The sequence below is a fragment of the Chitinophaga silvatica genome, from assembly GCF_003419895.1.
Lineage (GTDB): Bacteria > Bacteroidota > Bacteroidia > Chitinophagales > Chitinophagaceae > Chitinophaga > Chitinophaga silvatica.
Genome location: NZ_QPMM01000009.1, coordinates 216462 through 231231 on the forward strand (window position 1 = coordinate 216462; position 14770 = coordinate 231231).

15 protein-coding genes are annotated in these 14770 nt (G+C 40.2%); all 15 read left to right on the forward strand.

Annotated features, from left to right (window positions below; all coding sequences use genetic code 11):
• Window positions 1-444 precede the first annotated feature (444 nt).
• The 15 genes from DVR12_RS17230 to DVR12_RS17300 all read left to right on the forward strand — a co-directional run bounded on the left by DVR12_RS17230 (window position 445) and on the right by DVR12_RS17300 (window position 14723).
• Entirely contained in the window at window positions 445-1854 is a 1410-nt protein-coding gene (locus tag DVR12_RS17230) for an anthranilate synthase component I family protein (RefSeq protein WP_116977030.1), read from the forward strand.
• A 1-nt stretch (window position 1855) separates the two neighbouring features.
• Window positions 1856-2425, forward strand: a complete 570-nt coding sequence (locus tag DVR12_RS17235; RefSeq protein WP_116977031.1) for an anthranilate synthase component II — start codon at window positions 1856-1858, stop codon at window positions 2423-2425.
• A gap of 41 nt (window positions 2426-2466) precedes the next feature.
• On the forward strand, window positions 2467-3462 hold the full coding sequence (trpD, locus tag DVR12_RS17240; protein ID WP_116977032.1) for an anthranilate phosphoribosyltransferase: 996 nt from the start codon (window positions 2467-2469) through the stop codon (window positions 3460-3462).
• Window positions 3463-3476: 14 nt separating this feature from the next.
• A complete protein-coding gene (gene trpC, locus DVR12_RS17245; RefSeq protein ID WP_116977033.1) occupies window positions 3477-4280 on the forward strand; it encodes an indole-3-glycerol phosphate synthase TrpC in 804 nt (267 codons plus the stop codon).
• A gap of 3 nt (window positions 4281-4283) precedes the next feature.
• Entirely contained in the window at window positions 4284-4919 is a 636-nt protein-coding gene (locus DVR12_RS17250) for a phosphoribosylanthranilate isomerase (protein WP_116977034.1), read from the forward strand.
• A gap of 6 nt (window positions 4920-4925) precedes the next feature.
• Window positions 4926-6134 carry a tryptophan synthase subunit beta gene (gene trpB, locus DVR12_RS17255; protein ID WP_116977035.1) on the forward strand — a complete coding sequence of 403 codons (1209 nt, stop codon included), beginning with the start codon at window positions 4926-4928 and terminating at the stop codon, window positions 6132-6134.
• Window positions 6135-6143: 9 nt separating this feature from the next.
• Window positions 6144-6914, forward strand: coding sequence for a tryptophan synthase subunit alpha (trpA, locus tag DVR12_RS17260; RefSeq protein WP_116977036.1), 771 nt, complete (start codon window positions 6144-6146; stop codon window positions 6912-6914).
• A gap of 10 nt (window positions 6915-6924) precedes the next feature.
• Window positions 6925-7518: an imidazole glycerol phosphate synthase subunit HisH gene (gene hisH / locus DVR12_RS17265; RefSeq protein WP_116977037.1), complete on the forward strand. Its 594-nt coding sequence runs from the start codon at window positions 6925-6927 to the stop codon at window positions 7516-7518.
• A 1-nt stretch (window position 7519) separates the two neighbouring features.
• Complete coding sequence (gene hisA / locus DVR12_RS17270) at window positions 7520-8662, forward strand: 1-(5-phosphoribosyl)-5-[(5-phosphoribosylamino)methylideneamino]imidazole-4-carboxamide isomerase (protein ID WP_116977038.1); 1143 nt, start codon at window positions 7520-7522, stop codon at window positions 8660-8662.
• A gap of 11 nt (window positions 8663-8673) precedes the next feature.
• On the forward strand, window positions 8674-9429 hold the full coding sequence (hisF, locus tag DVR12_RS17275) for an imidazole glycerol phosphate synthase subunit HisF (protein WP_116977039.1): 756 nt from the start codon (window positions 8674-8676) through the stop codon (window positions 9427-9429).
• Window positions 9430-9445: 16 nt separating this feature from the next.
• A complete protein-coding gene (gene hisIE / locus DVR12_RS17280) occupies window positions 9446-10039 on the forward strand; it encodes a bifunctional phosphoribosyl-AMP cyclohydrolase/phosphoribosyl-ATP diphosphatase HisIE (protein WP_116977040.1) in 594 nt (197 codons plus the stop codon).
• A 157-nt stretch (window positions 10040-10196) separates the two neighbouring features.
• Entirely contained in the window at window positions 10197-11279 is a 1083-nt protein-coding gene (locus DVR12_RS17285; protein ID WP_116977041.1) for a TlpA disulfide reductase family protein, read from the forward strand.
• 69 nt (window positions 11280-11348) lie between these two features.
• Window positions 11349-12482, forward strand: a complete 1134-nt coding sequence (locus DVR12_RS17290; protein WP_116977042.1) for an AhpC/TSA family protein — start codon at window positions 11349-11351, stop codon at window positions 12480-12482.
• Window positions 12483-12772: 290 nt separating this feature from the next.
• Complete coding sequence (locus tag DVR12_RS17295) at window positions 12773-13132, forward strand: BlaI/MecI/CopY family transcriptional regulator (protein ID WP_116977043.1); 360 nt, start codon at window positions 12773-12775, stop codon at window positions 13130-13132.
• A gap of 7 nt (window positions 13133-13139) precedes the next feature.
• Entirely contained in the window at window positions 13140-14723 is a 1584-nt protein-coding gene (locus DVR12_RS17300) for a M56 family metallopeptidase (protein WP_233522417.1), read from the forward strand.
• Window positions 14724-14770 lie beyond the last annotated feature (47 nt).

Below are 14770 nucleotides of genomic sequence, written 5' to 3' on the forward strand. Positions count from 1 at the left end.
CTCGCTGGCTTGCTTTTCACGCAAAGTGTCAAAGATTAATATTAAGGGGCATAAGGATCGGAGCGAATCTTTTAAGATCTTCTAATAGATTTCAATAATAATAGAAATCATTCAGAACCCTTGAAAATACATTCGCTCCGATCTTTATGCTCTATAAAAAAACTCTTATACTTCTTAATATTAATCTTTGCGCCTTTGCGAGAAACAACAAAAAAAAATTTGCATTTATAAGAAAATTGTTACAAATTTGTTCTCGTTATGCAAAATATCAATACAAATATCAACAAACATTGGTGGTGGCACGGAATCAATCCTTGATCTGTGTTACAGTGCCATGTTTCGTATAGAAATATATTTTGTCAGAAGGCTCGCTGTTACACAGCGGGCCTTCTGCCTTTTTAGGCCATTCTCAATCAAAAAAACTAACATTTCACCCAATACATCATGCGTACCATCCAAGTAAAAACGAGATCCAAGAAGATGTTGGCAGATATATTTACTCCAGTGGGAATATATCTACGACTCAGAGATAAATTTCCAGGTTCTATTCTGCTGGAAAGCACCGACTACCGGGCAAGTGAAAATAGTTATTCTTTTATCTGTGTAAAACCAATAGCGGGTATTGAAGTTACCTCTACTACTAAGTTTGAGTTTAAATACCCTAATCTGCCAGTTGAAAGAAAAGAATTAAATAACAGACAACAGGTGTTGGATGAATTGGGGAAATTCCTGGGTAATTTTTCCTATGAAGGAAAACACCCGGTAGCAGCGGCTCAGAGCTTATTTGGATATACTACCTTCGATGCTGTACAACTGTTTGAAACCATCAACTTTAATAAAGATAAAAAAGGTGGAAATGATATTCCACTAATGCGATACCGGTTCTATCAATACGTCATCGCTATCAATCACTTTAAAGACGAACTTTATTTATGTGAGAATCAGATAGACGGACTGGATAGCGACTTTGATCTGATAGAATCTCTCATCCGCCACAAAGACTCACCAGGGTATCCATTCCAGGCTGTCGGAGAAGAGCAAAGCAACATGACCGACGAAGAGTACAAACAAATGGTCGAGAAAGGCAAGCAACACTGTTTCCGCGGCGACGTTTTCCAGGTAGTACTTTCCAGGTCTTTCCAACAATCCTTCAAAGGCGACGAATTCAACGTTTACCGCGCTCTCCGCTCCATCAACCCCTCTCCTTATCTTTTCTTCTTCGATTACGGCGATTACAAATTAATGGGCTCCTCTCCTGAAGCGCAGATAGTAATTGCTAACGGAAAAGCTACCATACATCCAATTGCCGGTACTTTCAAAAGAACCGGGGATGACGCACAGGATAAAATGCTGGCAGACAGATTACTCGAAGATCCTAAAGAAAATGCCGAGCATGTAATGCTCGTAGATCTGGCCCGTAATGATCTTAGCCGCAATGCAACAGAAGTAGAAGTAGCCTCTTACAGAGAAGTGCATTACTACTCTCACGTTATTCACCTGGTTAGTGAAGTAATCGGAAAGGTAGATCCTACTCTCAATCCATTCCTACTACTGGCTTCTTCTTTCCCGGCCGGAACACTTTCCGGAGCTCCGAAATTCAGAGCTATGGAAATCATTGATCAGTACGAACCTACTGCAAGAGGATTCTATGGTGGATGTATCGGTGCTGTTGGTTTTGATGGCAACTTCAATCATGCAATCATGATCCGCTCTATCCTCAGCAAAATGAATACACTTTATTATCAGGCTGGTGCTGGTGTAGTTGCAAAATCTGTTGCACAGTCAGAGCTGGAAGAAGTGAACAATAAACTAAATGCATTAAAACAAGCCATTATCCTGGCACAAAACATCTAGTATGAAGATTCTTGTTTTCGATAACTACGACTCATTTACATATAATCTCGTTCACCTGGTAGAAAAAATCATCAATGGTAAAGTAACCGTTGTACGCAACGATGAAATTCCTTTGGAAAAAGTGAACGACTACGATAAAATAATTCTGTCGCCCGGTCCTGGTATCCCTGAAGAAGCCGGACTATTACTACCACTCATTAAAGAGTATGCTGCTACTAAATCCATCTTTGGGGTATGTTTGGGTCAACAGGCAATAGGACAGGCATTTGGAGCTTCTCTTATCAATCTGAAAGAGGTATACCACGGAGTAGCAACAGATGTAAATATTATTTCCGACAATGGCAGATTGTTCAAAGGATTACCTAAGCAACTTAAAGTAGGTCGTTACCATTCATGGGTAGTTGACGAAGCTACTATACCCGCTGAATTGCTGATTACAGCTAAGGATGCAGAAGGTTATGTAATGGCAGTTCAACATAACAAATACGATGTAAGCGGAGTACAGTTTCACCCCGAAAGCGTACTAACTCCGCAGGGTGAACAGATTGTAAGGAACTGGTTAAATAACTAAGGGAAGGTTATTGAATAGTAAGACTTATAAAAGTTGCAAACATGAAAAAGATACTGAATTATTTATTCGAACATAAAACATTTAGCCGTGAAGCGGCAAAAGATATCCTGACAAATATCTCAAAAGGGATCTATAACGAAAGTGAGCTGTCGGCATTCATGACTGTATTCCTGATGCGCAGTATTACGATCGACGAATTACTTGGCTTCCGCGATGCGCTGCTGGAGCTTTGCGTACCGATAGATCTGAATGGTTACGACGTTCTTGATATTGTAGGAACAGGTGGAGATGCAAAAAATACATTTAATATTTCTACTTTGTCGTGCTTTATTGTAGCCGGTGCTGGTGCTAAAGTTGCCAAACATGGTAATTACGGCGTATCATCGGTAAGCGGAGCTTCAAACCTGATGGAAACAGCAGGATATAAATTCAAAAACGATGATGCTAAGCTGAAGAGCGAGCTGGAAGAAGCAGGTATCTGCTTCCTGCATGCACCATTATTTCATCCGGCATTGAAAAATGTGGCAGGGGTACGTCGACAGCTGGGTGTTCGCACTTTCTTCAATATGCTGGGTCCATTGGTGAATCCTGCATTTGCAAAGCATCAGCTGATTGGGGTATACAACCTGGAAATGGGAAGAGTATACAACTACCTTTTCCAACAGACAGATAAGAAGTTTGTAATTGTGCATAGTCTGGATGGCTACGATGAAATTTCACTGACTGCCGATACTAAGGTAATTACAAACGACGGAGAACAAGATTGGACGCCTGAGCAATTAGGTAAACGTAAAGTTCATCCTGAGGATATTTATGGGGGCAACTCTGTTGAAGATGCAGCCAAAATATTTATGAAAATATTAAAGGGCGAAGGAACCTGGGCTCAGAACTCTGTAGTATTAGCCAATGCGGCCATGGGCCTTTATACCCTGGGCAAGCATGAATCATACGACGATTGCTTTGCTGCAGCAGTAGAATCATTGGAATCCGGTAACGCACATAATGCATTTAAAAAACTGATTGCCCTGCAATCATAGTCTGAGAATCATTCATGAAAAATATTTTAGCAGAAATAGTAGCACATAAGAAGATAGAAGTGGCTGCACGAAAATTAGAGAGAAGTGAAGAAGTGTTACGCCAATCGCCAGCTTTCAAACGTACAGCTTTATCCTTACGTGAGTTTTTGCAAAACCCTGAAAGAACCGGCATAATTGCAGAGTTTAAACGCCGTTCACCTTCAAAGGGAATGATCAACGGAAATGCAACTGTAGAAGAAGTAACTACTGCATATGCCCGTTACGGAGCTTCCGGTTTATCTGTACTGACAGATGAGAAATATTTTGGCGGCTCTTCTGCCGACCTGATTGCAGCAAGAGGTGTAAATCAGATACCGATTCTGCGGAAAGATTTTGTAGTAGATGAATATCAGATTCTGGAGGCTAAAGCTATTGGCGCTGATGTGATTCTATTGATTGCAGAGTGCCTTGAAGCTGATGAAGTAGCCCGACTGGCAGCTTTTGCCCATAACCTGGGATTGGAAGTTTTGCTGGAAGTACACAGCGAACCTCAATTGGAAAAAATCACTGCACACACACACCTGGTAGGTGTAAATAATCGTGACCTGATTACCTTTAAGGTAGATTTTAATCGCTCCTGTGAATTGGCACCTAAAATTCCTGATGATAAGATAAAGGTTGCGGAAAGTGGAATCAGTGATCCGGCAGCAATTGTTACTTTAAAACAAGCCGGTTTCCAGGGATTTCTGATAGGGGAGTGTTTTATGAAAGAGAGCAATCCGGCACACGCATTTGAGCAGTTTGTGACTACAATGAATGCATTGCAACAGAAAAAATAAAGTATGCAGATTAAAGTTTGCGGTATAACAAAAATTTCGGATCTGAAATCGTTGGTCGATAACAAAGTAGATTATGCAGGCCTGATTTTCTACGAAAGATCACCACGTTTTGCTGGTAATAAAATTGATGCCCGTTCGGTTCGTGAAACTACCGATATCAAAAAAGTAGGGGTATTTGTAAATGCCTCGCTCGAACAAATCCTTAGAACGGTAAAAGACTACGGATTGGATATGGTACAGTTGCATGGCGACGAATCGCCTGAGTTTAGTGCTGCAGTAAGAGAGCATGTAAAGGTGATCAAAGCATTCAGAATAGGAGAGGATATGGAGTGGGAAGCAATGCTGACACCATTTTTACCAGTAACAGATTATTTTTTGTTTGATACGGCGGCTCCTAATTCGTATGGTGGAACAGGCAAGCAATTTAATTGGCAACTCTTGTCTGATTATCCGTTTAATCATCCGTTTTTGTTAAGTGGAGGTATTACTCCCAACCAGGCTGAAGAACTATTGTCGTTAGATCTTCCTGCCATGTTTGCAGTAGATGTGAATAGCAAGTTTGAAGATAGCCCGGGAGTAAAAAACATCCCACTGGTTACCCATTTTGTAAAACAAATTCAATCATCAACAACTAAATAACCGGTCATGGATATTGCGATCAATACTGGCAACTCCAAATATCATGTAGATAAGAATGGCTATTATGGTAGGTTTGGAGGTGCATATATCCCTGAGATGTTGTATCCTAATGTAGAGGAGTTACAAACTCAATATTTTCAAATCCTGAGCGATCCGTCTTTTCAACAGGAATTTGATGCGCTGCTACGTAATTATGTTGGCCGCCCATCTCCTTTATATTTAGCACAACGATTATCTGAAAAATATCAGGCTAATATCTATCTCAAAAGAGAAGATCTGAATCATACAGGTGCACATAAAATCAACAATACCATTGGTCAGATATTACTGGCAAAGCGTTTGGGTAAAACCCGTATCATCGCTGAAACCGGTGCAGGGCAACATGGTGTGGCTACTGCTACAGTTTGTGCGCTCATGAACATGGAATGTGTAGTATACATGGGAAGCATTGACATTGAACGTCAGGCTCCGAATGTAGCCCGTATGAAAATGCTGGGTGCTACAGTAGTTCCCGCTACCAGTGGAAGTCAGACCTTGAAAGATGCTACCAACGAGGCAATCCGCGACTGGATTAATAATCCGATAGATACTCATTATATCCTCGGAACAGCATCCGGCCCTCATCCATACCCCGATATGGTTGCCAGATTTCAGTCTGTGATCAGCGAAGAAATCAGAAAACAACTTAAAGAGCAAACCGGGAGCGAATTGCCGGATTACTTAATCGCCTGCATTGGTGGTGGTAGTAATGCTGCTGGTACATTCTTTCATTACCTCGATGAACCTTCCGTGAAAATAGTGGCAGTAGAAGCAGGAGGAAAGGGCGTACATAGTGGTTTCTCAGCTGCAACCACTCAACTAGGCCATCTGGGTATCATTCATGGAGCCAAAACACTGCTGATGCAAACCAGCGACGGACAAATCATTGAACCGCATTCTATTTCTGCGGGATTGGATTATCCTGGTATTGGCCCTATGCATGCACACCTCTACGAAACAGGAAGAGGCCAGTTTCTGTCGGCTACCGATGATGAAGCTTTGGCTGCAGCATATGAACTGAGTAAACTGGAAGGAATTATTCCAGCTATGGAATCGGCCCACGCATTGGCAAAACTGAAAGATCTGCCACTGCAGAAATCAGATAATGTTGTACTCTGCCTATCTGGCCGTGGTGATAAAGATCTGAATACCTATATCAGTCACATGACTAAATAAAATTAGATTATGCAGAACCGTATTGATCAACTTTTTGCCAAAAAGCCTAACGGCGTTTTAAATATATATTGCACAGCCGGATTTCCTGAGCTGAATTCTACGCTGCCAATTATGAAATCCTTACAGGACGCAGGCGCAGATGTAATTGAACTGGGTATGCCTTTCTCTGACCCTCTGGCCGATGGCCCGGTGATTCAGGATAGTAGCACCCTGGCTCTGAAGAACGGCATGAGCATCCCCGTATTATTTCAACAGTTGGAAGGCTTCAGAAAAGAAATACAGGTACCAGTTATTCTTATGGGATATCTCAATCCCGTTATGGCATATGGAATTGAAGCATTTTGTAAAAAATGTTCAGAACTAGGAATTGATGGTGTAATTTTGCCAGACCTTCCGATGGCCGAATACGAAAGTGAATACAAAACCTTATTTGAAGAACACAACCTTCACTTTATCTTCCTGGTAACTCCGGAAACAAGTGAAGCCAGAATAAGAAAGATCGATAGTCTGAGCAGAGGATTTGTATATGCAGTTTCTTCTTCTTCTACCACCGGTAAAGATAAAGACATGGGCGATCAGAGTGCCTACTTCAAACGTCTGAAAAATCTTCAACTCAAGAATCCGATTCTGATAGGGTTTGGGATTAAAGACAAGAAAACATTCGATGCTGCTGCCGCCAATGCAAATGGTGCCATTATTGGAACTGCCTTTATTAAAGCAGTAGCAGAAAGTAAAGACATCAATAAGACGATTAAGGATTTTATTGGTAGTATCAGGTAGTAAATTTGATATGAAAACAGTTATTGTTAAATATAATGCCGGTAATATACGCTCCCTGCAATTTGCATTGGAGCGTTTAGGCGTCAATGGTATTGTTACTGATGATCATGAAGAAATCAGAACTGCCGATAAGGTGATTTTCCCAGGGGTAGGAGAAGCTAGTACTGCCATGAACTACCTGAAGGAAAGAAATCTTGATAAAGTGATCGCCGATTTAAAACAACCGGTACTGGGTATTTGTCTGGGTATGCAGTTGCTTTGCAAATACTCAGAAGAAAATGATACTCCTTGTATCGGTGTATTTGATACAGAGGTAAAACGTTTTCAATCTCCTGTTGAAAATCTGCTTAAAATACCTCAGATAGGATGGAATAATATTGCCGGTTTACACAGCGTATTATTTGAGCATGTACCTGAAAACTCCTATATGTATTTTGTGCATAGCTACTATGCCGCTTTATGCTCCGATACTGTGGCCATCACTAATTATGTGATCAACTACAGTGCTGCATTACAGAAGGATAACTTTTATGCGGTGCAGTTTCACCCCGAGAAATCGGCGGAAGATGGAGCCCGTATTATTCAAAACTTTCTGAATATTTAGTATGCAAATACGATCAATTAGTGCAGATGATACCTTGCAGCTGAGAAGAGATGTATTATATCCAGGCCATTCATTAGATGCAGTAAAAGTGGAAGACGATGAAAATGGTCTTCACTTTGGTGTTTTTGAAGGTGGGGAATTGGTAACAGTTGTATCACTGTTTTTGGGGAGAGGTACGGCACAGTTTCGGAAACTGGCTACCACTCCTGCTGCTCAGGGTAAAGGTTTTGGCAAAGCGATCCTGGCTCATCTGACCTCCATTTGCAGCAACGAAAATATTTCATTGCTCTGGTGCAATGCCCGGGATACTGCAGTTAGCTTCTACGATAAACTAGGCTACACCAAAAATGGTGATTTCTTCATTAAAGACGGTATCTCCTTTATCAGAATGGAATACCAGGTAAACAGACCAATGACTTCTAAAAAATTTGAAATAATACCAGCCATCGATATTATCGATGGTAAATGCGTTAGACTAACACAGGGAGATTATAATCAACAAAAGATTTATAACGAACATCCTTTGGAAGTAGCAAAGGAATTTGAAGATCTTGGAGTAAAACGTTTGCACCTGGTAGATCTTGATGGCGCTAAAAAAGGTGCAGTGGTAAACTGGAAGGTGTTGGAAAACATAGCCGGTAAAACAAACCTGATCACAGATTTTGGCGGAGGAATCAAAACCGATAAGGATATTGATATCGTATTTGAATGTGGAGCTGCCTTAGCTACTATTGGAAGTGTAGCAGTGAAGAACCCAGAGATTTTCTTTAGCTGGGTAAATAAATATAGTGCCGATAAAATATTCCTGGGAGCAGATGTAAAAGAGGAAATGATTGCAGTAGGAGGTTGGTTGGAAACAACTTCTTTGTCTGTATTCGATTTTCTAAAAAGTAATATAGCTGCCGGAGTAACAAATATTTTCTGTACAGATATTGCAAAGGATGGCCTGTTACAAGGACCTTCAACCGATTTGTATAAAAAAATATTAGAGCAGTTTCCTGCAATCAATTTTGTTGCGTCAGGTGGAGTAAGCAATATTGGAGATGTAGCAGCTTTGCAGGAAATTGGTTGTAGTGGTGCCATTATTGGTAAAGCCATTTATGAAGGCAAAATTTCATTGAACGAATTAAAAACATTCCTGTAAAACATTGAGATATGTTGACAAAACGTATTATACCGTGTCTGGATATTAAAGACGGGAGAACCGTTAAAGGAATTAATTTCGAAAATATACGCGATGCTGGTGATCCGGTAGAATTAGGGGCTTTATATGCAGCACAGGGAGCAGATGAACTGGTGTTTCTGGATATCACTGCAACAAATGAACGCCGTAAAACGCTTGCAGAATTAGTAATAGATATTGCACGTCATATTAATATTCCTTTTACTGTAGGTGGAGGTATTTCTTCAGTGGCAGATGTAAGCGTGCTATTACAATCGGGCGCAGATAAAATTTCGGTAAATACTTCTGCATTTAAGAATCCTGAACTGATCGATCAGCTGAGCCGGGAATTTGGTAGCCAATGTATCGTGTTGGCAATAGATACCAGGTATGAAGATGGGGATTGGTATGTTTACTTAAATGGAGGAAGAGTAAAAACTACTGTGAAAGCTTTTGATTGGGCTAAAGAAGCTGTTGATAGAGGAGCTGGTGAAATACTGCTTACTTCTATGAATAATGATGGTACCAAGAAAGGCTTTGCACTGGATATTACCGCGCAGTTGGCACAAAATTTAAATGTACCTGTAATTGCATCAGGTGGTGCCGGAACGATGGAGCATTTCCAGGAAGTATTTGATACGGCCCAGGCGGATGCAGCTTTGGCGGCAAGCATTTTCCATTATAAAGAAATTGAAATACCTGCGTTGAAAACCTTTTTGTATAACAATGGGGTGAATATTCGCTTTTAACTCTTAACAGGTAAACATGCAAATAGATTTTCAAAAATCATCCGATGGTTTGGTTCCTGCCATTATTCAGGACGATAAAACCAGCAAAGTGCTGATGTTAGGATTTATGAACCAGGAAGCCCTGGATAAAACCATGACCGATAGTAAAGTGACGTTTTTTAGCAGAACTAAGAACCGTTTATGGACTAAAGGAGAAACCAGCGGCAATTTCCTGATAGTAAAAGACCTTAAAGTAGATTGTGACCAGGATACAATTCTCATAAAAGCTACTCCGGTTGGTCCGGTATGTCATACCGGTGCCGATACCTGCTGGGATGAAGTGAATGTAAGCAACGATTTCCTGTCAACCCTCGAAGGTATTATTGCCGACAGGAAGAATAATCCATCAGAGAAATCGTATACGGCAAGTTTGTTTGCCAAAGGCATAAATAAAATTGCACAGAAGGTAGGAGAAGAAGCAGTAGAAGTAGTGATAGAAGCAAAGGATAGTAATGATGACTTGTTTCTGAACGAATCGGCAGATTTACTTTTCCACTACCTGATTCTTTTACAGGCCAAAGGCTTTCAATTGTCGGACGTTATAAACGTGTTAAAAAACCGACATAAATAAGATAAGAGGATTAACTGGTTTTTTATATTGAATTGGTTCCTAACTCATTGGAAGAGTAACCATTTGAACTAAAGGTATAAAAATCAGTTAATCCTTTCTTGTGCTCCGGAATCTCTTCGTATATTACACCCCGCTAATCAATTTAAATTAATTCTTAATGAAACAGCTTTCTCTGTTTGCTGTTTTGGCGTTGTTGGCATTTAGCGCTCACGCCCAGCAGGTTACTGGTGTTGTTAAAGGAGGAAATGGTAAGACAATTTACCTCTACGATGATAGGGATAATAATCCTGACGATTCTGTGAAAATCCAGAACGATCAATTCACCTTTAAGGTGAAGCATGGTAAAGAACCTTCAGTTTATGCACTGATTCTTGAAGGAATTCCATATCCAATGTTATTTGTAACAGGAGAAGCTCCAATTCACTTCACTACAACTTTGGATACATATCCCATTGCTTCGAGTGTAAAGGGAAATGATAATACATTGGCGATGCAGGAATATCAGAAAGCATTGGCGCCGATGATTAAACGTGCACAGAGCTTAAATGCAGAAGCTAAAGCAATTAATCCGGAAGATGAACCATCCAAGAATGCTTTCCGTAAAAAAGCGGAATCGTTTAACGAAGATTTGATTAAGACCGGGAAGGATTTTGTGCAGGGGCACCCTCGTAGCTTAGCCAGTATCTGGCTGATGATGAATGAATTACGTGGCAGAATGGATATCAGCGAATTTCAGTTGTTATATAATACTTTGGATAAAAGTATTCAGCAAAGTATGTACGGACAGGGAGTAACGGCTTACCTCGCATCTGTAAAAGCAAATAGTCTTAATATTCTGGCTGATGATTTTTCGCAGCAGGATACCAAAGGACAGCAAATTAAATTGTCATCTTTCCGTGGTAAATATGTGCTGGTCGATTTTTGGGCTAGCTGGTGTGGTCCTTGCCGCCAGGAGAATCCTAATGTGGTAAAGGCTTATAATAGATATAAAGATAAGAACTTCACTGTTCTGGGGGTATCATTAGACGATAACCGCGACAGATGGTTAAGAGCTGTAGATCAGGATGGGCTGGTATGGACGCAGGTTTCTGACCTGCAAGGTTGGGGAAATGAGGTTGCACTACAATATGGAGTACAGTCTATTCCTACCAATTTCCTGGTAGATCCTTCAGGGAAAATAATCGCCCGTAACCTTCGTGGGCCTGAACTGGAACAGAAATTACAGGAGTTACTAAAATAGCCGCTTATCAAAATCAGGTTGCCTTTAAGCAGCCGATTCTACAATTTTGTTATTGTAAAACAAAAACCAATGAAAAAATTAATCGTAGGTATTGCGTTGTTGGCTCCAACAGTGATGTTTGCTCAAGAGAAGAAAAGCCCTGTTGGCAAACCATTTACCATACAAGGAACAGTGACCAACCAGGATAACCCGGCTACCGTTTACCTCAGAATGCGTAAGGCTGGAGAGAATTATATAGATAGTTCAGTTGTAAAGGATGGAAAATTCTCTTTCTCAGGTAATCTGGAAGAGGCTAATATGGCCAGCCTGATGCTGGTGCGCCAGGGATCTGAAAAAGTATCCATGGGCCGCGATATGCTGGCTTTATTTATCGATAAAGGCAATATTACCGTTAATACTACCGATTCTATTAGTAAAGCTACTGTTAAGGGTTCTAAGGCAAATGACGATTATCAGAAGCTGAACGACTTACTGAAAGATGTAAACGAAAGAGCATCTGCATTGCAAAAGGAATACAGAGAGCTTTCCAAGAATAAGGATGAGGAAGGAATGAAGAAGCTGGAACCTCAATTTGATGAATTGGATGCTGAAGAAAAGAAAATTGAAAGCGACTTCTTTAAAAAGAATACATCTTCTCCAATTTCAATGTTTTTGCTGAATCAACTGGCCGGATATGATCTTAAACCGGCAGAGGTTACTCCATTATTTAAGAAACTGAGCAAAGAAGCAAAACATTCCCCTTCAGGTAAAGAATTCGCAAAACGTCTCGAATCTGCACGTAAAACCGCAGTTGGCCAGACAGCTTTGGAATTTTCACAGGCAGATGCCACTGGAAAAGATATCAGCCTGGCTTCTTTCCGTGGAAAATATGTATTGGTTGATTTCTGGGCTAGCTGGTGCGGTCCATGCCGTGCAGAAAACCCGAATGTGGTTAAAGCTTACGACAAGTTCAAATCAAAAGGCTTCGAAATACTTGGTGTATCTCTCGATGATAAAAAAGAGAAATGGCTGGCTGCTGTAGATGCGGATAAGCTTACCTGGACTCACGTTTCTGATCTCAAAGGCTGGAAAAACACAGTTGCAGATCTTTATGGTATCAGAGCAATTCCTCAAAACGTATTGATCGATCCTAACGGAAAGATTATAGCCAAGAATCTTCGGGGTGAAGATCTGGCAGCTAAACTGGAAGAAATTCTGAAATAAACTCGCGTTGCTCGTTTTTTTTTTCTCGCAAAGGGGCAAAGAAGCAAAGACGCAAAGAAATTTTATAAGAAGCAAAGGATCTAAGCGAGTGTTTTTAAGAACTGCTGAAAGGTTTTTTATTAAAAAAGAAACCAATCAGAAATCCTTAAAAACATTTGCTTAGATCCTTTGCTTCTTATAAAATTTCTTTGCGTCTTTGCTTCTTTGCCCCTTTGCGAGAAACTCAAAAAAAAATTTGTTTAATTACGAAATGTTCGTAGATTTACGAAAGTTTCGTAATTGAAGTAATCATGGAAAAACTAACACAACAGGAAGAGCTTGCAATGCAAGCCATTTGGAAGATGGGTAAAGGGTTTGTGAAAGACTTTTTAGAAGCCCACCCGGCTCCGGTTCCTCCATATACCACTTTAGCCTCAACCATTAAAAATCTGGAGAAAAAAGGATTTCTTGAAAGCAAGAAAATAGGGAACGTGTATGAATACACGCCACTGATAGCTGAAGAGGCATACAAACAGAAATTTATGAATGGTTTTGTGAAAAACTATTTTGAAAACTCATACAAAGAGTTGGTGACATTTTTTGCGAAGGAAAAGAAGATTAGTCCGGATGAGTTGAAGGAAATAATAAATATGATAGAGAAAGGTAAATAACAGTACTATGATTCCTGCTATTTTGATTTATCTGCTAAAGGCCAACATTGCATTATCATTGTTCTTTCTGGCCTATCGTCTGGGGCTCCGACGTCTTACATTTTATACGCTGAACCGTCTGTTTTTGTTAGGTGGGATATTGTTTTCGGCTGTTTATCCATTTATTGATGTAAATGCATTTATAAACAAACATGAAACCCTTACCGGAACTGTTATGGTATATATTCCGGATTTGAGTCGATTTAAAGCCTCTTCTGAGCAATTTAATGCCTGGATGCTGCTGGTGTATATATTTTGGATAGGGGTAGTGGTAATGGGCTTTAAAATGGCAATACAACTTTATTCGCTAAGGCGCATTCACAGACAATCAAAAACAGGAAAACTTGGGGAAACAACCGTTCAGATTTTAAAAGAAGCTATCAACCCATTTTCTTTCTTCCATCATATTTATATCAATCCAACTCTTCATCAACCTGAAGAATTACAATCCATCATCTTTCATGAATCAGTACACGTGAAGCAATGGCATACACTTGATGTATTAATAGGAGAAATCAATAATGTTTTCTACTGGTTTAATCCTGGTGCCTGGTTAATGAAATCTGCTATACGCGAAAACCTGGAGTTTATTACCGACAGGTATTTACTCCAACAAGGTGTAGATAAAGTGTCTTACCAATATAACTTAATAAAAGTAAGTGGGATCCCAACTGCGACGGCCATCGCAAACAATTTTAATTTCTCACACCTAAAAAACAGGATTTTTATGATGAACAGTAAGCGATCTTCACGTTATCACCTGGTGAGGTACCTCGTGTTAGGTTCTTTAGCTGGCGGATTGGTTCTATTACTAAATTATAGCAGGGCATCTTCAATTACCTCCTACAATTTTGTTCCGGAACCAATAAAGAATTCAATCACCTTATTCACTCCGGCAAAAGATACCGCAACACCTGCGCCAACGATTAAAGTAACAACAACACCTCAGGCTAATAAAGCGAATGATATTGTAATTAAGTCTGTAACGATATCAGAAGTAATGCCTCCATTGTATCTGCTTGATGGGAAACGCATCTCTAAAGAAGAATTGGATAACGTAGACCCAAACAGAATTAAGTCGGTAAATGTGATAAAAGCGGAGGACCAAATGAAGCCTTACATTAAACAATTCGGAGATGAAGCAAAAGGTGGGATAATTGATGTTGTGATATTAAAAGATGGAGAAGCAAGACCGGAGTTACCTAAAGGTACTATTGCCGTAACAATGAGAGGAGTGGCCAACGATCAGACAAAGGTCGTAGTTGGTGGGGGCAGCCCTGAAACCTCTCTAAGAAATCTGGTTGGCAAGAGATTACTTTTAATAGATGGTCAGCTTGCTACTAAAGAGGCAATAGATTATTTCGATTCACATCCCGAAAAAATAGAATCAGTTAACGTAGTGAAATCTGAAAATGCTGTAGCTATTTATGGTTCGGCTGCTAAAGAAGGTATTGTGTTTTTAGCAACCAAGGCAGCGAATAATACGATAACTGTTGAAGGTCGTGCACAAATGGAGACAAAAGATACATTACGAATCAAAGTTAAAGGATAAACGCGAGCAATATAACCATACAAAAAGCCACGGTCCCGCCACCGTGG